Consider the following 16,931-nt stretch of genomic DNA (forward strand, 5'->3'; position numbering starts at 1 on the left):
ACTATGGATAAGAAATCTGCTCGTATCCGTCGTGCGACCCGCGCACGCCGCAAGCTCAAAGAGCTGGGTGCGACCCGCCTGGTGGTACATCGTACCCCGCGTCATATTTACGCACAGGTGATCGCTCCGAATGGTTCTGAAGTTCTGGTAGCTGCTTCTACTGTAGAAAAAGCTATCGCTGAGCAACTGAAGTATACCGGGAACAAAGACGCTGCCGCTGCTGTAGGTAAAGCAGTTGCAGAACGCGCTATCGAAAAAGGCATCAAAGATGTTTCTTTCGACCGTTCCGGGTTCCAATATCATGGTCGTGTCCAGGCACTGGCAGATGCTGCCCGTGAAGCTGGCCTTCAGTTCTAAGGTAGAGGTGTAAGATGGCACACATCGAGAAACAAGCTGGCGAACTGCAGGAAAAGCTGATCGCGGTTAACCGCGTATCTAAAACTGTTAAAGGTGGCCGTATCTTTAGCTTCACCGCTCTTACTGTAGTGGGTGATGGCAACGGTCGCGTAGGTTTTGGTTACGGTAAAGCACGCGAAGTTCCGGCAGCGATCCAGAAAGCGATGGAAAAAGCCCGTCGCAATATGATTAACGTCGCGCTGAACCACGGCACCCTGCAGCACCCGGTTAAAGGTGTTCACACGGGTTCTCGTGTATTCATGCAGCCGGCTTCCGAAGGTACCGGTATTATCGCCGGTGGTGCAATGCGCGCCGTTCTGGAAGTCGCTGGGGTTCATAACGTTCTGGCTAAAGCATATGGTTCCACCAACCCGATTAACGTGGTTCGTGCAACTATTGATGGCCTGGAAAGCATGAAGTCCCCAGAAATGGTCGCTGCCAAGCGTGGTAAATCCGTTGAAGAAATTCTGGGGTAATTGACCATGGCAAAGACTATTAAAATCACTCAAACCCGCAGTGCAATCGGTCGTCTGCCGAAACACAAGGCAACGCTGCTTGGCCTGGGTCTGCGTCGTATTGGTCATACCGTTGAGCGTGAGGATACTCCCGCTGTACGTGGTATGGTCAACGCGGTTTCCTACATGGTTAAAGTTGAGGAGTAAGAGATGCGTTTAAATACTCTGTCTCCGGCCGAAGGGTCTAAGCACGCTTCCAAGCGTCTGGGTCGTGGTATCGGTTCTGGCCTCGGTAAAACCGGTGGTCGTGGTCACAAAGGTCAGAACTCTCGTTCTGGCGGTGGCGTACGTCGCGGTTTCGAGGGTGGCCAGATGCCACTGTATCGCCGTCTGCCGAAGTTCGGCTTCACCTCTCGTAAAGCTATGGTGACCGCAGAAGTGCGTCTGTCCGAGCTGGCGAAAGTTGATGGTGATGTGGTTGACCTGAACACACTGAAAGCTGCAAACATTATCGGTATTCAGATCGAATTCGCGAAAGTGATTCTGTCTGGCGAAGTAACTCGTCCGGTAACCGTTCGTGGCCTGCGTGTGACTAAAGGCGCTCGTGCTGCTATCGAAGCTGCTGGCGGTAAAATCGAGGAATAAGTAGCAGATGGCAAAACAACCGGGATTAGATTTTCAAAGTGCTAAAGGCGGCCTCGGTGAGCTGAAACGCAGACTTTTGTTTGTTATCGGTGCGCTGATTGTGTTCCGTATTGGTTCTTTTATTCCGATCCCTGGTATTGATGCCGCTGTACTTGCCAAACTGCTTGAGCAACAGCGAGGCACCATCATTGAAATGTTTAACATGTTCTCTGGTGGTGCTCTCAGCCGTGCTTCTATCTTTGCCCTGGGTATTATGCCGTATATTTCGGCGTCTATTATTATCCAGCTTCTGACAGTGGTTCATCCAACCCTGGCAGAAATTAAGAAAGAAGGGGAGTCTGGTCGTCGTAAGATCAGCCAGTACACCCGCTACGGTACTCTGGTGCTGGCAATATTCCAGTCAATCGGTATTGCTACCGGTTTACCGAATATGCCTGGTATGCAAGGTCTGGTATTAAACCCGGGCTTTGCATTCTATTTCACCGCTGTTGTGAGTCTGGTGACAGGAACAATGTTCCTGATGTGGCTGGGCGAACAGATTACTGAACGTGGTATCGGTAACGGTATCTCAATCATTATCTTCGCCGGTATCGTTGCGGGTCTTCCGCCAGCGATCGCCCACACCATCGAGCAAGCGCGGCAGGGCGACCTGCACTTCCTCCTGTTGCTGTTGGTTGCAGTATTAGTATTCGCAGTGACGTTCTTTGTTGTGTTTGTTGAGCGTGGTCAGCGCCGTATTGTGGTCAACTACGCTAAACGTCAACAGGGTCGTCGTGTCTATGCTGCACAGAGCACACATTTACCGCTGAAAGTGAATATGGCGGGTGTAATCCCGGCAATCTTCGCTTCCAGTATTATTCTGTTCCCAGCAACCATCGCGTCATGGTTCGGGGGCGGTACTGGTTGGAACTGGCTGACAACAATTTCGCTGTATTTGCAGCCTGGGCAACCGCTTTATGTGTTACTCTATGCGTCTGCAATCATCTTCTTCTGTTTCTTCTACACGGCGTTGGTTTTCAACCCGCGTGAAACAGCAGATAACCTGAAGAAGTCCGGTGCATTTGTACCAGGAATTCGTCCGGGAGAGCAAACGGCGAAGTATATTGATAAAGTAATGACCCGCCTGACCCTGGTCGGTGCGCTCTATATTACTTTTATTTGCCTGATCCCGGAGTTCATGCGTGATGCGATGAAAGTGCCGTTCTACTTCGGTGGGACTTCACTATTAATCGTCGTAGTCGTCATCATGGACTTTATGGCTCAAGTGCAAACTCTAATGATGTCCAGTCAGTATGAGTCTGCATTGAAGAAAGCGAACCTCAAAGGCTATGGCCGATAAAAGGCGCTTGAGAAGTTACGGAGAGTAAAAATGAAAGTTCGTGCTTCCGTCAAGAAATTATGCCGTAACTGCAAAATCGTTAAACGTGATGGCGTCATCCGTGTGATTTGCAGTGCCGAGCCGAAGCATAAACAGCGTCAAGGCTGATTATCTCGCATATTTTTCTTGCAAAGTCGGGTTGAGCTGGCTAGATTAGCCAGCCAATCTTTTGTATGTCTGTACGTATCCATTTGAGTATCCTGAAAACGGGCTTTTCAGCATGGTGCGTGCTTATCAAATAGTAGGAGTGCATAGTGGCCCGTATAGCAGGCATTAACATTCCTGATCAAAAACACGCTGTGATCGCATTAACTTCGATCTACGGTGTCGGCAAAACCCGTTCCAAAGCTATCTGTGCTGCGGCGGGCATCGCTGAAGATGTTAAGATCAGTGAGCTGTCTGAAGAACAAATCGACACGCTGCGTGACGAAGTTGCCAAATTTGTCGTTGAAGGTGATCTGCGCCGTGAAGTTAGCATGAGCATCAAGCGCCTTATGGACCTTGGTTGCTATCGCGGTTTGCGTCATCGTCGTGGTCTGCCAGTGCGCGGTCAGCGTACTAAGACCAACGCACGTACCCGTAAGGGTCCGCGCAAACCGATCAAGAAATAATCGGGGTGATTGAATAATGGCAAAGGCACCAATTCGTGCACGTAAACGTGTAAGAAAACAAGTCTCTGACGGCGTGGCTCATATCCATGCTTCTTTCAACAACACCATCGTTACTATTACTGATCGTCAGGGTAACGCTTTGGGTTGGGCAACTGCCGGTGGTTCCGGTTTCCGTGGTTCGCGTAAATCCACTCCGTTCGCAGCTCAGGTTGCAGCAGAGCGTTGCGCTGAAGCCGTGAAAGAATACGGTATCAAGAACCTGGAAGTTATGGTTAAGGGACCGGGTCCGGGCCGCGAATCTACTATTCGTGCTCTGAACGCCGCTGGTTTCCGCATCACTAATATTACTGATGTGACTCCGATCCCTCACAACGGTTGTCGTCCGCCGAAAAAACGTCGCGTATAACGCCCGTTTTTAGGAATGTTGGAGAAAGAAAATGGCAAGATATTTGGGTCCTAAGCTCAAGCTGAGCCGTCGTGAGGGCACAGACCTGTTCCTTAAGTCTGGCGTTCGCGCGATCGATACCAAGTGTAAAATTGAACAAGCTCCTGGCCAGCACGGTGCGCGTAAACCGCGTCTGTCTGACTATGGTGTGCAGTTGCGTGAAAAGCAAAAAGTTCGCCGTATCTACGGTGTGCTGGAGCGTCAGTTCCGTAACTACTATAAAGAAGCAGCCCGTCTGAAAGGCAACACCGGTGAAAACCTGCTTGCTCTGCTGGAAGGCCGTCTGGACAACGTAGTTTATCGTATGGGCTTTGGCGCTACTCGCGCAGAAGCACGTCAGCTGGTTAGCCATAAAGCAGTTATGGTTAACGGCCGCGTTGTTAACATCGCTTCTTATCAGGTAACTCCGAATGACGTAGTCAGCATCCGTGAGAAAGCCAAAAAGCAATCTCGCGTGAAGGCCGCTCTGGAGCTGGCTGAACAGCGTGAAAAGCCAACCTGGCTGGAAGTTGATGCTGGCAAGATGGAAGGTACGTTCAAGCGTAAGCCGGAGCGTTCTGATCTGTCTGCGGACATTAACGAACACCTGATCGTCGAGCTTTACTCCAAGTAAAGCTTAGTACCAAAGAGAGGACACAATGCAGGGTTCTGTGACAGAGTTTCTAAAACCGCGCCTGGTAGATATCGAGCAAGTGAGTTCGACGCACGCCAAGGTGACCCTTGAGCCTTTAGAGCGTGGCTTTGGCCATACTCTGGGTAACGCACTGCGCCGTATTCTGCTTTCGTCGATGCCGGGTTGCGCGGTGACCGAGGTTGAGATTGATGGTGTACTACATGAGTACAGCACCAAAGAAGGCGTTCAGGAAGATATCCTGGAGATCCTGCTCAACCTGAAAGGGCTGGCGGTGAAAGTTCAAGGTAAAGATGAAGTTATTCTTACCCTGAATAAATCTGGCATTGGCCCTGTAACCGCAGCCGACATCACCCACGACGGTGATGTCGAAATCGTCAAGCCACAGCACGTGATCTGTCACCTGACCGATGAGAACGCAGCTATTAGCATGCGCATCAAAGTTCAGCGTGGTCGTGGTTATGTGCCGGCATCTGCCCGAATTCATTCGGAAGAAGATGAGCGCCCGATCGGCCGTCTGTTGGTCGACGCTTGCTACAGCCCTGTAGAGCGTATTGCCTACAATGTTGAAGCAGCGCGTGTAGAACAGCGTACCGACCTGGACAAGCTGGTCATCGAAATGGAAACCAACGGCACTATCGATCCTGAAGAGGCGATTCGTCGTGCGGCGACCATTCTGGCAGAACAACTTGAAGCTTTCGTTGACTTACGTGATGTACGTCAGCCAGAAGTTAAAGAAGAGAAACCAGAGTTCGATCCGATCCTGCTGCGCCCTGTTGACGATCTGGAATTGACTGTCCGCTCTGCTAACTGCCTCAAGGCAGAAGCTATCCACTATATCGGTGATCTGGTACAGCGTACCGAGGTTGAGTTGCTGAAAACGCCGAACCTTGGTAAAAAATCTCTTACTGAGATTAAAGACGTGCTCGCCTCACGTGGTCTGTCTCTGGGTATGCGCCTGGAAAACTGGCCGCCGGCAAGCATTGCTGACGAGTAACCGGATCACAGGTTAAGGTTTTACTGAGAAGGATAAGGTCATGCGCCATCGTAAGAGTGGTCGTCAACTGAACCGCAACAGCAGCCATCGCCAGGCTATGTTCCGCAACATGGCAGGTTCTCTGGTTCGTCATGAGATCATCAAGACGACCCTGCCTAAAGCGAAAGAGCTGCGTCGCGTAGTTGAGCCGCTGATTACTCTTGCCAAGACTGACAGCGTTGCAAATCGTCGTCTGGCATTCGCCCGCACTCGTGATAACGAGATCGTGGCAAAACTGTTTAACGAGCTGGGTCCGCGTTTTGCGGCCCGTGCCGGTGGTTACACTCGTATTCTGAAGTGTGGCTTCCGTGCAGGCGACAACGCGCCGATGGCTTACATCGAGCTGGTTGACCGCGCTGAGAAAACAGAAGCAGCTGCAGAGTAATCTGTGGCAACAGAAAAACCCGCCTCGGCGGGTTTTTTTTTATCTCTTTTTCAGAATATGTTTTCTTCTCTGACTGTGGCAAGGCTACCAGGAGCATGAAATGAACTTACTCGATCAATGGGCAGAAAGTCACATAGCTGAAGCCATGCGTAATGGTGAATTCGATAAGTTACAGGGGCACGGGCAGAGACTGGTACTGGATGATGATTCACATGTGCCTTCAGAACTTAGGGCTGGCTATCGCCTTTTAAAAAATGCTGGCTATTTACCACCTGAACTCGAACAACGACGCGAAGCGGTGCAACTAAATGAGCTTCTGAATTCTATCGAACCCTGTCATCCGGACCGTATTGCCTTAAGTAAAAAGCTCGCATTACTGGAACTCAAGCTTCAGCAGGCAGGTGTCAGCACTGATTTCCTGCGTAGTGACTATGGTCAGCATGTAATAGATCGAGTAGAGGATAATTAATGTACCGCATCGGCGAGTTAGCAAAGATAGCAGGCGTTACGCCCGATACTATTCGTTACTACGAAAAGCAAAAGATGATGGCGCATAACATCAGAACGGAAGGCGGGTTTCGGCTTTATGACGCAGAGGACCTTCAGCGATTGAAGTTTATCCGCTATGCACGGGAAACAGGATTTACTCTCGAGGCTATCCGGGAATTGTTATCGATTCGCATCGATCCAGAACATCACACCTGTCAGGAGTCAAAAAGTATTGTGCAGATGCGTCTACAGGAGGTTGAGACGCGCATCGATGAGTTGCAAAAGATGAAGCGTTCTTTACAGCGACTTAATGACGCCTGCTGTGGTACCGCGCATAGCAGCGTCTCGTGTTCAATCCTGGAAGCTATTGAGCAAGGTGCAAAAGATTTTGAACCACGGCGTTGAATTTACGGTTACCCGTGACTACAATTTCGCCGCACCAAAAATATAAGGAATTTAATAATGAACCGGTATCAACATAACAAAGGTAAGATTAACGACAATGCCATCGAGGCGTTACTGCATGACCCTTTATTTCGACAGCGTATTGAGAAGAATCATAAAGGGAAAGGAAGTTACCAACGGAAAGGGAAACATGCAAAACGGGGTAACTGGGAGGCCAGTGGTAAAATAATAAATGTTATTTTTCCACTGGACTTCTGGTTTTAAACGCGGGATCAGGGGCGGTTGTTTTGCTCTTTAAGCAGATCGCGGATTTCGCTCAGCAATACCTGTTCTTTTGATGGTGCTGGCGCCGCTTTCGGCTCTTCTTTCTTGCGATGCAGTTTATTCATCAGCTTAATAGCAAGGAAGATTGCAAACGCAACGATAATAAAATCGAAAATGTTCTGAATGAACACGCCATAGTGCATTACCACTGCCGGCGTATCGCCAAGGGCAGGACGAAGTGTCCAGGCAAATTGTTTAAAATCCACCCCGCCAATCAACAAGCCCAACGGTGGCATAATAATATCAGCAACCAGAGAAGAAACGATCTTACCGAAAGCTGCCCCGATAATCACACCCACTGCCAAATCGACAACATTCCCGCGCATCGCGAATTCGCGAAACTCTTTAAAAAAACTCATTTTTATGACTCCTTATTCCAGCGGATGCCTTTAAGTCTAACAAAGGATCGGGGGTTTTCAATTTATTAGCGACACGGTTCACAAAAATAAAACCTGATATTTCAAGGGGAAATAGGAGCAGAGCGGCATATTTGCCGCTCTGAGCTTAAAGGAAGAAGGGGCTGGGCTGGAATAAACGCTCTACATCAGTGACGAATTTTTTATCGGTCAGGAACATGATGACGTGGTCACCTTGTTCGATGCGCAAGTTATCATTAGCAATCATAACGTCATTACCACGCACTACAGCACCGATGATAGTACCCGGCGGTAGCTTGATATCATCAATGACACGGCCAACCACGCGGGATGTACTTTCATCACCATGCGCTACTGCTTCGATCGCTTCCGCTACGCCGCGACGCAGGGATGAAACGCCAACGATATCAGCCTTGCGTACGTGGCCAAGCAGGGCGGAAATAGTTGCCTGCTGAGGCGAGATAGCTATGTCAATAACGCTGCCCTGAACGAGATCGACATATGCTTTACGCTGAATAAGCACCATGACTTTCCTGGCACCCATACGCTTCGCCAGCATCGCCGACATGATGTTGGCTTCATCGTCATTGGTTACGGCAATGAAAAGATCAACCTGATCGATATGCTCTTCCGCAAGCAGTTCTTGATCCGATGCATCGCCAAAAAACACGATCGTGTTCTGAAGCTTTTCGGCAAGTTCCGCTGCGCGCTGCTGATCCCGCTCGATCAACTTCACGCTGTAATGCTTTTCAAGCTTTTGCGCCAGGCCTGCACCGATATTCCCGCCACCAACCAGCATAATGCGCTTGTAGGGTTTTTCCAGGCGCTGCAGCTCGCTCATCACCGCTCGAATGTGTTGAGAGGCTGCGATAAAGAACACCTCATCGCCAGCTTCAACAATAGTCGAGCCTTGCGGACGGATTGGACGATCGTGACGGAAGATTGCTGCCACGCGAGTATCAATGTGCGGCATATGCTCGCGCATGGTTGATAAGGCATTGCCGACGAGAGGGCCGCCATAATAGGCTTTCACTACTGCGAGGCTAACCTTGCCTTCAGCAAAGTTCACCACCTGCAGCGCACCCGGATATTCAATTAAGCGATGAATGTTATCGATAACAAGCTGCTCGGGCGCGATCAGATGATCAATAGGTACGGCTTCGGAGTTAAATAGCTTATCCGCGTCGCGAACATAATCCGGCGCACGAATACGCGCAATACGGTTCGGCGTATTGAATAGTGAATAGGCCACCTGACAAGCAACCATATTCGTTTCATCTGAACTGGTTACAGCAACAAGCATATCCGCATCATCGGCTCCAGCCTCTCGCAATACGCGGGGATGAGACCCATGACCCTGAACGACGCGCAGATCGAACTTATCCTGCAGAATGCGTAAACGCTCACCGTTAGTATCAACGACGGTGATGTCGTTATTCTCGCCCACCAGATTTTCTGCCAGCGTGCCGCCTACCTGGCCTGCACCGAGAATGATTATTTTCATCTATATAGCGTCTCACTCAGTTATGAGGGTATGCACCCTCACTGTTTGATTAGCTTAGCGTAAAAGAAACCGTCACCTTCCGTTTCGCCAGGCAGGTTCTGTAAGCCAGGCCTCGCTGGTGTGCCCGTGTCGCCCAGTTTTGCATCTGCAGTGCGTGCCAGAAAACGTACGATCTGTTCACTGTTTTCTTCGGGCAATACCGAACATGTGGCGTACAGTAAGGTACCCCCTGGCTTGAGATGTGGCCAGATAGCATCCAGAATCTCAGATTGCAGCTGCGTCAACTCTGCGATATCGCGATCGCGGCGCAGCCATTTGATATCAGGATGTCGGCGAATTACGCCAGTTGCAGAGCAAGGGGCATCAAGCAGAATGCGGTCAAATTGTTTGTCTCCACACCAGCTGCCAGGCTCGCGCCCGTCGCCCTGTTTAACCTCCGCACGCATACCGAGACGTTTGAGATTATCGTAAACGCGTGAAAGGCGTCCTGCGTCTACATCAACAGCCATGACATTGGCTTGAGGCGCAGCTTCAAGAATGTGTGTTGTTTTACCGCCTGGTGCAGCGCAAAGATCGAGGATGCTCTCACCATTTTGTGGTTCAAGCAGCGAAACACAACCCTGAGCTGATGCATCCTGAACTGTCACCCAGCCATCATCAAAGCCCGGCAATGCCTGAACAGGACACGGCGTTTCAAGACGCACGGCATCCGGATAATCAGGGTGCGTATAGCCGGTGATCCCTGCTTCTTCGAGCATAATAAGCCAGGCATCCCGGCTGTGATGTTGACGATTCACGCGCAGCCACATCGGCGGACGCTGGTTGTTTGCCTCTACGATAGATTCCCATTGCTGTGGATAAGCGGTACGCAGGCGGTTCAACAACCATGCAGGATGAAGAAAGCGAATTTCACCCTTCATCGCTTCGTTAGCAAGAGTGTCCTGTTGGCGCTGAAACTGACGCAGCACACCGTTAATCACACCTTTAAACTGCTGACGCTTAATCGCAACCGCGCCCTCCACTGTTTCCGCCAGCGCGGCATGTGGAGGAATACGGGTGTAAAGCATCTGATAGAAACCCACCATGATGAGATAATGCACGGTACGCTGCTTGCCGGTCATCGGGCGAGACATTAATTTGTTAACCAGCCACTCCAGTTGCGGGAGGGTGCGCAAAACTCCGAAACATAGCTCCTGCAAAAGCGCCCGATCTTTATCGGACACTTTTTGCTGCAGTGGAGGCAATATGTTACTGAGAGATTGCCCTTTCTCTACTACCTGCTCAACGGCTTGTGCCGCCAGGCTGCGAAGGTTAATTGATTTTTTCATAGCTACAATCTGGATCTGCGCGGGTCAGAAAGAAAAATGCCCGGAAATGCCGGGCAGTCACAATGCCTGTATCAGGCGAGAACGGATCCGGGGATGAACCAGTCCCGGCGCGAATTCAGCAACTCATGTGCTTTCATCGCTTTTTTGCCTGCGGGTTGAAGCTCTTCGATATTTAACACGCCGTCAGCCGTAGCGATTTGTATGCCATGTTTATTAGCATCAATAATAGTGCCCGGCGCGGCGGTGCTGGCAGCGTTCACTACGGTAGCTTTCCAGACTTTAACTGGCTGGTCATCAACCACGAAGTAGCTCATTGGCCAGGGATTGAAAGCCCGGATACAACGTTCAAGTTGTTCAGCCGGCAAATTCCAGTTGAGCCGCGCTTCTTCTTTACTGAGTTTCTCAGCGTAGGTAACCAGTGTGTCATCCTGAACTTCCGGTTGCGCATTCCCTGTCGCCAGCTGATCCAGTGTGGTAAGTAGCCCCTGAGGACCAAGGCTGGCCAGCTTGTCGTAAAGCGTTGCGCTGGTATCTTCAATGCTAATTGGGCAGGAAAGCTTAAACAGCATGTCCCCTGTATCCAGTCCGACATCCATCTGCATAATAGTTACGCCGGTTTCAGCATCACCCGCCCACAACGAGCGCTGGATTGGTGCCGCGCCGCGCCAGCGTGGCAGCAGCGAACCGTGTACATTGATACATCCCAGACGTGGCATATCCAGCACTGCTTTCGGCAGGATCAAACCGTAGGCAACCACCACCATGACATCGGCCTTAAGATCGGCAACAAGTTGCTGATTTTCTACCGGACGCAATGAAGCAGGCTGAAAAACCGGAATTTGATGTTCCTGTGCCAGCACTTTTACCGGTGACGGCATCAGTTTCTTCCCGCGCCCGGCAGGGCGATCGGGTTGGGTAAATACCCCGACGACCTGATGCGCAGAAGAGAGCAGCGCATCAAGATGATGCGCTGCGAAGTCCGGGGTACCGGCAAAAATAATTCGTAATGAATCGGACACGTTATTCCTTGTCTCGGTGTTAGCTCGTCGCGCGTGATTTGGTATTCATACGGTCAAGCTTTTCAACTTTCTGTCGGATACGCTGGCGTTTCATAGGAGACAGATAGTCAATAAAAAGCTTGCCTACCAGGTGATCCATTTCATGCTGAATACAGATAGCCAGCAGGCCGTCCGCTTCCAGCTCAAAGGGGTTGCCATCGCGATCGAGCGCGCGAATTTTCACTTTTTCCGCACGCGGCACGAATGCCCGCTGTTCCGGAATAGAAAGACACCCTTCTTCAATGCCCGTCTCGCCGGATTGCTCCAGTAGCTCAGGGTTGATAAGCACCAGACGCTCATCACGGCTGTCGGACACGTCGATAACGATAATACGCTGATGAATATCGACCTGCGTCGCTGCAAGACCGATACCTTCTTCGGCATACATCGTTTCGAACATATCATCGACGATACGCTGAATTTGCGCATCCACTACTTTAACCGGTTCAGCGACAATGCGAAGCCGCTCGTCCGGAATATGTAATACCTGCAAAACTGACATATTTATCCAGAGCTGTATTCAGGAGTTGATAAGATTCTTACCTCTATTCTAGACAAATCCCCCCCTGATTGACAGCATCCATAACCGGCAATAGCGGGTGTGCGAGCGGGGTAAAGGGAATATCGCCAACTGAAATTTGGTTACGCCTGATGGCGGTACAGTCAATGAATGGCGAGCAGATGCAGTGCGCTGCTAATTTCATGCTGAGCGGGGCGATGAAAACCACGGACATCGCGTTTTGTCCGCAGGTGACAGCAGCCCAGGCGGCGCAATTCTGCAAACCTTCAGAGAAGGATATTGACGCAGCGCAGAGCTGGCTTGAACTGCCCAACCATGCTCTGCTTACCGTTGACGATCCTGCATATCCGCCGCAGCTGCGGGCAATTGACTGGTTTCCCGGTGCGATTTTTGTTGCAGGAGACACAAAGCTGTTGAGTCAGACACAGCTCGCTGTGGTAGGGAGCCGTAATCAATCATGGTATGGCGAGCAGTGGGGAAGAACCTTTTGTGAAGCGTTGGCATCCAGTGGATTGGTGATCACCAGTGGACTGGCTTTAGGTATCGACGGTGTGGCTCACCGTGCCGCCCTTGCTGCGCATGGAAAAACCGTGGCGGTACCGGGTAGCGGTTTTCACCATCTCTATCCCAAAAGGCATACGCGTCTGGCTCAGGAGATAGTCGAAAATGGAGGTGCGCTGGTTTCTGAATTTCCGCTCACTACCACCCCCTGGCCCGGAAATTTTCCTCGGCGCAATCGAATTATTAGTGGATTAAGCGTAGGCACATTTGTCGTCGAAGCCTCACACCGGAGCGGTTCACTGATAACGGCTCGTTATGCATTAGAGCAGGGCCGCGAAGTTTTTGCACTGCCCGGACCACTGGGTAATCCGGGCTGTGAAGGAACCCATGCGCTTATCAGACAAGGCGCAGTTTTAGTGTCACAACCAGAGGATATTCTGGAGTATTTGCACAGTGAATTACACTGGCTGCATTCAGCAGAAAAAAATGGAAATAAATTGTTAAATCAGGAAGCCCTTCCATTGCCATTTCCTGAGCTGTTGGCTAACGTAGGAGATGAGGTTACACCTGTTGACGTCGTCGCTGAACGTGCCGGCCAGCCTGTGCCAGTTGCGGTAGCGCAGCTACTTGAACTGGAGTTAGCAGGCTGGATCGCAGCTGTACCCGGCGGCTATGTCCGATTAAGGAGGGCAAGCCATGTTCGACGTACTAATGTATTTATTTGAAACCTACATTCATAACGAAGCAGAAATGCGTGTGGACCAGGATAAATTGACTACCGATCTGGCCGAAGCAGGGTTTGATCGTGAAGATATTTACAACGCGTTGATATGGCTGGAAAAGCTGGCTGATTATCAGGATGGCCTTGTCGAGCCAATGCAGCTCGCATCCGATCCGCTCTCAGTCCGTGTATACACTACCGAAGAGAGCCAGCGTCTGGACGCCAGCTGCCGCGGATTCCTGTTATTCCTGGAACAAATTCAGGTGCTGAACCTCGATACACGTGAAATGGTGATTGAACGTGTGATGGCGCTGGATACACTGGAGTTCGATCTTGAGGATCTCAAATGGGTGATCCTGATGGTTCTGTTCAATTTGCCAGGGTGTGAAAATGCCTATCAGCAAATGGAAGAATTACTCTTCGAAGTAAATGAAGGTATGCTGCACTGAACTTTTAAGGCAGCAGAACAGCTATGGTCAAATCAGCACTTTTTACGGTGCGTAACAATGAGCCCTGCCCACAATGCGGGGCTGAACTTGTCATCAGGACCGGAAAGCACGGTCCGTTTCAGGGTTGCTCAACTTATCCGGAATGCAACTACGTTCGCCCTTTGAAAAGCCAGGCGGATGGGCATGTTGTTAAAATTCTGGAGGGGCAACATTGCCCGGCATGCAACGCAACGCTGGTATTACGGCAGGGGCGTTTCGGGATGTTTATCGGATGCGGTAACTATCCGGAATGCGAGCATACCGAAACTATTGATAAGCCGGACGATACGTCAGTCACCTGTCCGCAGTGTCAGAAAGGACAACTTGTCCAGCGCCGCTCTCGCTTCGGCAAAACGTTTCACTCCTGTGAGCGCTATCCCGAATGCCAGTTCGTTATCAATTTTAAACCTGTAGCAGGAGAGTGTCCTGAGTGTCACTATCCATTGCTCATCGAGAAAAAGACGGCGCAGGGTATTAAGCATTTCTGCGCCAGTAAACAATGTGGAAAACCGGTTACGGTAATATAAGCCTGTGAATACTAATCTACATACCGACATGCTGAACGATATTGTTGCGGTGCTTAAGCAAGAGCGTGTCATCGCCTATCCTACCGAAGCCGTGTTTGGCGTCGGCTGCGATCCTGACAGCGAAACCGCGGTAACGCGCCTTCTTGAGCTCAAACAGCGTCCGGTGGAAAAGGGGTTGATCCTCATAGCCGCCAGCTACGAGCAGCTTAAACCTTATATTGATGATACGACGCTTACCGCCAGCCAAAAAGAGGCTGTTTTTGACAGCTGGCCGGGGCCGGTAACTTTCGTATTCCCGGCCAAAACCACCACCCCGCGCTGGCTGACCGGGCAGTTCGATTCGCTGGCAGTGCGTGTGACGAATCATCCGCTGGTGGTGGAACTGTGTAACGCTTTTGGTAAACCACTGGTATCAACCAGTGCGAATCTGACCGGTCAGCCGCCTTGCCGTGATGTTGCGGAAGTGATTGCCCAGTTTGGCCCTGAGTTTCCCGTCCTGAAAGGTGATACGGGCGGGCGCCTCAATCCTTCAGAGATACGTGATGCCCTGACGGGTAAACTGTTTCGCCAGGGGTAGCTTATGGATGCGTACGTTGTTATTGGAAATCCTGTTGCTCACAGTAAGTCTCCCCAGATCCATGCTGAATTTGCAGCGCAGTTGGGAATTACTCATCCCTATGGACGCCTGCTGGCACCCGTAGAAGGCTTTCTGGAAACCCTGGAAAGCTTTATAGCCGCGGGTGGTAAAGGCGCTAACGTAACCGTGCCCTTCAAAGAGCAAGCATTTGCTCGCGCTGATGAGCTGACCGAACGCGCGGCATTAGCCGGTGCGGTTAATACCCTGAAGCGTCTCGAAGATGGTCGTTTACTTGGCGATAATACGGATGGCATCGGTTTGCTAAGCGATCTTCAGCGTCTTGGTTTGATTAAGCCGCGCGATCGTATTTTGCTGGTGGGGGCTGGTGGGGCTGCGCGCGGGGTGATCCTTCCGCTGCTGTCCCTGGAGTGCGCAGTTACTATTACCAATCGTACTGCCAGCCGCGCACAAGAACTGGCTCATCTGTTCGGTCATACGGGGAGCGTCGAAGCGGTAAGCCTGGATGCGCTTGATGGACGTGAGTTCGATCTAATCATCAATGCGACATCAAGTGGTATTGCCGGTGATATTCCGGCATTACCCGCTTCGCTACTTAATGAACAGGTCCGCTGCTATGACATGTTTTATCAGCGTGGCCTGACTCCCTTCCTGATGTGGTGTCAGGCGCATGGCGCTACGCATTTTGCCGATGGTCTGGGAATGCTGGTGGGCCAGGCTGCACATGCGTTTTTACTCTGGCATGGTGAGCTGCCTGACGTAGCGCCGGTGATTTCCCGGCTCAAGCGTGAACTCACTGCATGAACCAGGCCATTCAGTTTCCCGATCGCGAGGAGTGGGTAGAAGCAAAAGCAGCTATCTGTTTTCCTGCGTTGGCTCACGGTATACAGCTTACTTGTGCTATTTCAGGGGCAAGCCTGGCCCGTCGTTTCGGTGGTGATACCCCTAGTGAGTGGATGGCTGCATTTCAGGCCAACCGCTGGGATCTGGAAGATGAGGCCGAGCAGATGATCGCACATCAACAGGACGACGATCAGGGCTGGTTCTGGTTATCCTGAGCCAGGTACTCATCTTTCCACTTAACATAGTTATTTGCTGAATAGAGCAGACCCTCTCGTTCAGCGGGTGTTAACGGGCGGATTTGTTTTACTGGACTGCCCAGATACAGGTATCCGCTTTCAAGATGCTTGTTTTGTGGCACGAGGCTCCCGGCACCCACCATAACCTCATCTTCTATTACAGCCCCATCAAGAACTATTGATCCCATCCCAACCAGTACCCGGTTGCCAATCGTGCAGCCGTGCAGCATTGCTTTGTGTCCCACCGTCACATCTTCACCAATCAACAGCGGGTTGCCTTCCGGGTTATAGGAGGATTTATGGGTCACGTGCAACACGCTGCCATCCTGTATATTTGTGCGAGCTCCGATAGCGACAAAGTTAACGTCGCCGCGGATCGCGACCAGCGGCCAGATCCCAACATCATTGGATATGCGAACATCGCCAATCACAACGCTTGTACTATCTACCATTACACGTAAGCCCAGCTCAGGGTGATTATCTTTATAGGAGCGTAAAGCAATTGTCATAGTTACCTCGATCCAGATAAGTAATGAATTAATGACTTTGGAGGGGATTAGGGGCGTAGGCAAGTACCAAATGCGTCATATTTTGCGCAGATCGTTCAGGATCAGAACGAAAAGAATGAAAAAGCAGCGGTTGAAAGAAAAGATCGAAAAAAGGGTTGTGCAAAAAATTGGGATCCCTATAATGCGCCTCCGTTGACCCGGCAATGTGAATCACTTCACAACGTAAGCCGGAACGACACAGAGAAAAAACTTCGAATTTGAGGTTGACTCTGAAAGAGGAAAGCGTAATATACGCCACCTCGCGACAGCAGGCTGTAAGCCGCGTCGCACTGCTCTTTAACAATTTATCAGACAATCTGTGTGGGCACTCGGGGCACTGATATCTTTCACGTCGCAAGACGAAAAAGCATTATCAAGTCTCAAGAGTGAACACGTAATTCATTACGAAGTTTAATTCTTTGAGCATCAAACTTTAAATTGAAGAGTTTGATCATGGCTCAGATTGAACGCTGGCGGCAGGCCTA

General features: G+C 50.7%; 25 protein-coding genes and 1 pseudogene. 20 read left to right on the top strand and 6 right to left on the bottom strand.

Features of this window, described 5'->3' with window-relative positions; all coding sequences use genetic code 11:
- The first annotated feature begins 3 nt into the window (after window positions 1-3).
- The 14 genes and pseudogenes from rplR to ET34_RS0116630 all read left to right on the top strand — a co-directional run.
- On the top strand, window positions 4-357 hold the full coding sequence (rplR, locus tag ET34_RS0116565) for a 50S ribosomal protein L18 (RefSeq protein ID WP_031523910.1): 354 nt from the start codon (window positions 4-6) through the stop codon (window positions 355-357).
- Window positions 358-371: 14 nt separating this feature from the next.
- Window positions 372-872 carry a 30S ribosomal protein S5 gene (gene rpsE, locus ET34_RS0116570; RefSeq protein ID WP_024549507.1) on the top strand — a complete coding sequence of 167 codons (501 nt, stop codon included), beginning with the start codon at window positions 372-374 and terminating at the stop codon, window positions 870-872.
- 6 nt (window positions 873-878) lie between these two features.
- The gene (rpmD, locus tag ET34_RS0116575; protein WP_004846568.1) at window positions 879-1,058 is read left to right on the top strand and encodes a 50S ribosomal protein L30; all 180 of its coding nucleotides are present in this window, start codon (window positions 879-881) and stop codon (window positions 1,056-1,058) included.
- Window positions 1,059-1,061: 3 nt separating this feature from the next.
- Complete coding sequence (rplO, locus tag ET34_RS0116580; protein ID WP_031523912.1) at window positions 1,062-1,496, top strand: 50S ribosomal protein L15; 435 nt, start codon at window positions 1,062-1,064, stop codon at window positions 1,494-1,496.
- 7 nt (window positions 1,497-1,503) lie between these two features.
- Window positions 1,504-2,835 carry a preprotein translocase subunit SecY gene (secY, locus tag ET34_RS0116585; RefSeq protein ID WP_031523913.1) on the top strand — a complete coding sequence of 444 codons (1,332 nt, stop codon included), beginning with the start codon at window positions 1,504-1,506 and terminating at the stop codon, window positions 2,833-2,835.
- A 30-nt stretch (window positions 2,836-2,865) separates the two neighbouring features.
- Complete coding sequence (rpmJ, locus tag ET34_RS22075; protein WP_000868187.1) at window positions 2,866-2,982, top strand: 50S ribosomal protein L36; 117 nt, start codon at window positions 2,866-2,868, stop codon at window positions 2,980-2,982.
- Between the two features lie 146 nt (window positions 2,983-3,128).
- Window positions 3,129-3,485, top strand: a complete 357-nt coding sequence (rpsM, locus tag ET34_RS0116595) for a 30S ribosomal protein S13 (RefSeq protein ID WP_008457189.1) — start codon at window positions 3,129-3,131, stop codon at window positions 3,483-3,485.
- Window positions 3,486-3,501: 16 nt separating this feature from the next.
- Window positions 3,502-3,891 (top strand): 30S ribosomal protein S11, encoded by a 390-nt coding sequence (rpsK, locus tag ET34_RS0116600; RefSeq protein ID WP_002919257.1) that lies wholly within the window; start codon window positions 3,502-3,504, stop codon window positions 3,889-3,891.
- Window positions 3,892-3,922: 31 nt separating this feature from the next.
- Window positions 3,923-4,543 carry a 30S ribosomal protein S4 gene (gene rpsD / locus ET34_RS0116605; RefSeq protein ID WP_031523916.1) on the top strand — a complete coding sequence of 207 codons (621 nt, stop codon included), beginning with the start codon at window positions 3,923-3,925 and terminating at the stop codon, window positions 4,541-4,543.
- Between the two features lie 25 nt (window positions 4,544-4,568).
- Window positions 4,569-5,558 (top strand): DNA-directed RNA polymerase subunit alpha, encoded by a 990-nt coding sequence (locus ET34_RS0116610; protein WP_006817265.1) that lies wholly within the window; start codon window positions 4,569-4,571, stop codon window positions 5,556-5,558.
- A 40-nt stretch (window positions 5,559-5,598) separates the two neighbouring features.
- Complete coding sequence (gene rplQ / locus ET34_RS0116615; protein ID WP_024549511.1) at window positions 5,599-5,982, top strand: 50S ribosomal protein L17; 384 nt, start codon at window positions 5,599-5,601, stop codon at window positions 5,980-5,982.
- A gap of 100 nt (window positions 5,983-6,082) precedes the next feature.
- Complete coding sequence (locus ET34_RS0116620) at window positions 6,083-6,451, top strand: DnaJ family domain-containing protein (RefSeq protein WP_031523917.1); 369 nt, start codon at window positions 6,083-6,085, stop codon at window positions 6,449-6,451.
- Complete coding sequence (zntR, locus tag ET34_RS0116625; protein ID WP_031523918.1) at window positions 6,451-6,876, top strand: Zn(2+)-responsive transcriptional regulator; 426 nt, start codon at window positions 6,451-6,453, stop codon at window positions 6,874-6,876. The genes ET34_RS0116620 and zntR overlap by 1 nt, the downstream gene beginning before the upstream one ends.
- Window positions 6,877-6,933: 57 nt before the next feature.
- Window positions 6,934-7,145, top strand: a pseudogene (locus ET34_RS0116630) (alternative ribosome-rescue factor A); the annotation flags it as partial.
- 3 nt (window positions 7,146-7,148) lie between these two features.
- On the opposite strand, the gene mscL reads toward ET34_RS0116630, so the two are convergent.
- From mscL to def, 5 genes are all read right to left on the bottom strand, one after another.
- Entirely contained in the window at window positions 7,149-7,559 is a 411-nt protein-coding gene (gene mscL / locus ET34_RS0116635; RefSeq protein ID WP_031523920.1) for a large-conductance mechanosensitive channel protein MscL, read from the bottom strand.
- A gap of 145 nt (window positions 7,560-7,704) precedes the next feature.
- On the bottom strand, window positions 7,705-9,081 hold the full coding sequence (gene trkA, locus ET34_RS0116640; RefSeq protein WP_031523921.1) for a Trk system potassium transporter TrkA: 1,377 nt from the start codon (window positions 9,079-9,081) through the stop codon (window positions 7,705-7,707).
- Between the two features lie 38 nt (window positions 9,082-9,119).
- Window positions 9,120-10,409, bottom strand: a complete 1,290-nt coding sequence (gene rsmB, locus ET34_RS0116645) for a 16S rRNA (cytosine(967)-C(5))-methyltransferase RsmB (protein ID WP_031523922.1) — start codon at window positions 10,407-10,409, stop codon at window positions 9,120-9,122.
- 71 nt (window positions 10,410-10,480) lie between these two features.
- Window positions 10,481-11,428 carry a methionyl-tRNA formyltransferase gene (fmt, locus tag ET34_RS0116650; RefSeq protein WP_031523924.1) on the bottom strand — a complete coding sequence of 316 codons (948 nt, stop codon included), beginning with the start codon at window positions 11,426-11,428 and terminating at the stop codon, window positions 10,481-10,483.
- A gap of 19 nt (window positions 11,429-11,447) precedes the next feature.
- Window positions 11,448-11,969 carry a peptide deformylase gene (gene def / locus ET34_RS0116655; protein WP_031523926.1) on the bottom strand — a complete coding sequence of 174 codons (522 nt, stop codon included), beginning with the start codon at window positions 11,967-11,969 and terminating at the stop codon, window positions 11,448-11,450.
- Window positions 11,970-12,088: 119 nt separating this feature from the next.
- Here def and dprA point away from each other — a divergent pair, with 119 nt between their 5' ends.
- From dprA to ET34_RS0116685, 6 genes are read left to right on the top strand one after another with little or no spacing between them, the layout of a single operon-like run.
- Window positions 12,089-13,213, top strand: coding sequence for a DNA-protecting protein DprA (dprA, locus tag ET34_RS0116660; protein ID WP_031523932.1), 1,125 nt, complete (start codon window positions 12,089-12,091; stop codon window positions 13,211-13,213).
- Window positions 13,185-13,658 carry a DUF494 family protein Smg gene (smg, locus tag ET34_RS0116665; protein WP_031523934.1) on the top strand — a complete coding sequence of 158 codons (474 nt, stop codon included), beginning with the start codon at window positions 13,185-13,187 and terminating at the stop codon, window positions 13,656-13,658. The genes dprA and smg overlap by 29 nt, the downstream gene beginning before the upstream one ends.
- Window positions 13,659-13,681: 23 nt before the next feature.
- Window positions 13,682-14,224, top strand: coding sequence for a DNA topoisomerase family protein (locus ET34_RS22080; RefSeq protein WP_072002053.1), 543 nt, complete (start codon window positions 13,682-13,684; stop codon window positions 14,222-14,224).
- A 4-nt stretch (window positions 14,225-14,228) separates the two neighbouring features.
- On the top strand, window positions 14,229-14,801 hold the full coding sequence (gene tsaC, locus ET34_RS0116675; RefSeq protein ID WP_031523937.1) for an L-threonylcarbamoyladenylate synthase type 1 TsaC: 573 nt from the start codon (window positions 14,229-14,231) through the stop codon (window positions 14,799-14,801).
- A gap of 3 nt (window positions 14,802-14,804) precedes the next feature.
- The gene (gene aroE, locus ET34_RS0116680) at window positions 14,805-15,623 is read left to right on the top strand and encodes a shikimate dehydrogenase (RefSeq protein ID WP_031523939.1); all 819 of its coding nucleotides are present in this window, start codon (window positions 14,805-14,807) and stop codon (window positions 15,621-15,623) included.
- A complete protein-coding gene (locus ET34_RS0116685; protein WP_031523941.1) occupies window positions 15,620-15,877 on the top strand; it encodes a DUF1488 family protein in 258 nt (85 codons plus the stop codon). Before aroE ends, ET34_RS0116685 begins: the two co-directional genes overlap by 4 nt.
- Here ET34_RS0116685 and ET34_RS0116690 read toward each other — a convergent pair.
- On the bottom strand, window positions 15,853-16,407 hold the full coding sequence (locus ET34_RS0116690) for a gamma carbonic anhydrase family protein (protein ID WP_031523942.1): 555 nt from the start codon (window positions 16,405-16,407) through the stop codon (window positions 15,853-15,855). The genes ET34_RS0116685 and ET34_RS0116690 overlap by 25 nt on opposite strands.
- Between the last annotated feature and the right edge of the window lie 524 nt (window positions 16,408-16,931).

It is taken from the genome of Siccibacter colletis (assembly GCF_000696575.1).
Classification (GTDB): domain Bacteria; phylum Pseudomonadota; class Gammaproteobacteria; order Enterobacterales; family Enterobacteriaceae; genus Siccibacter; species Siccibacter colletis.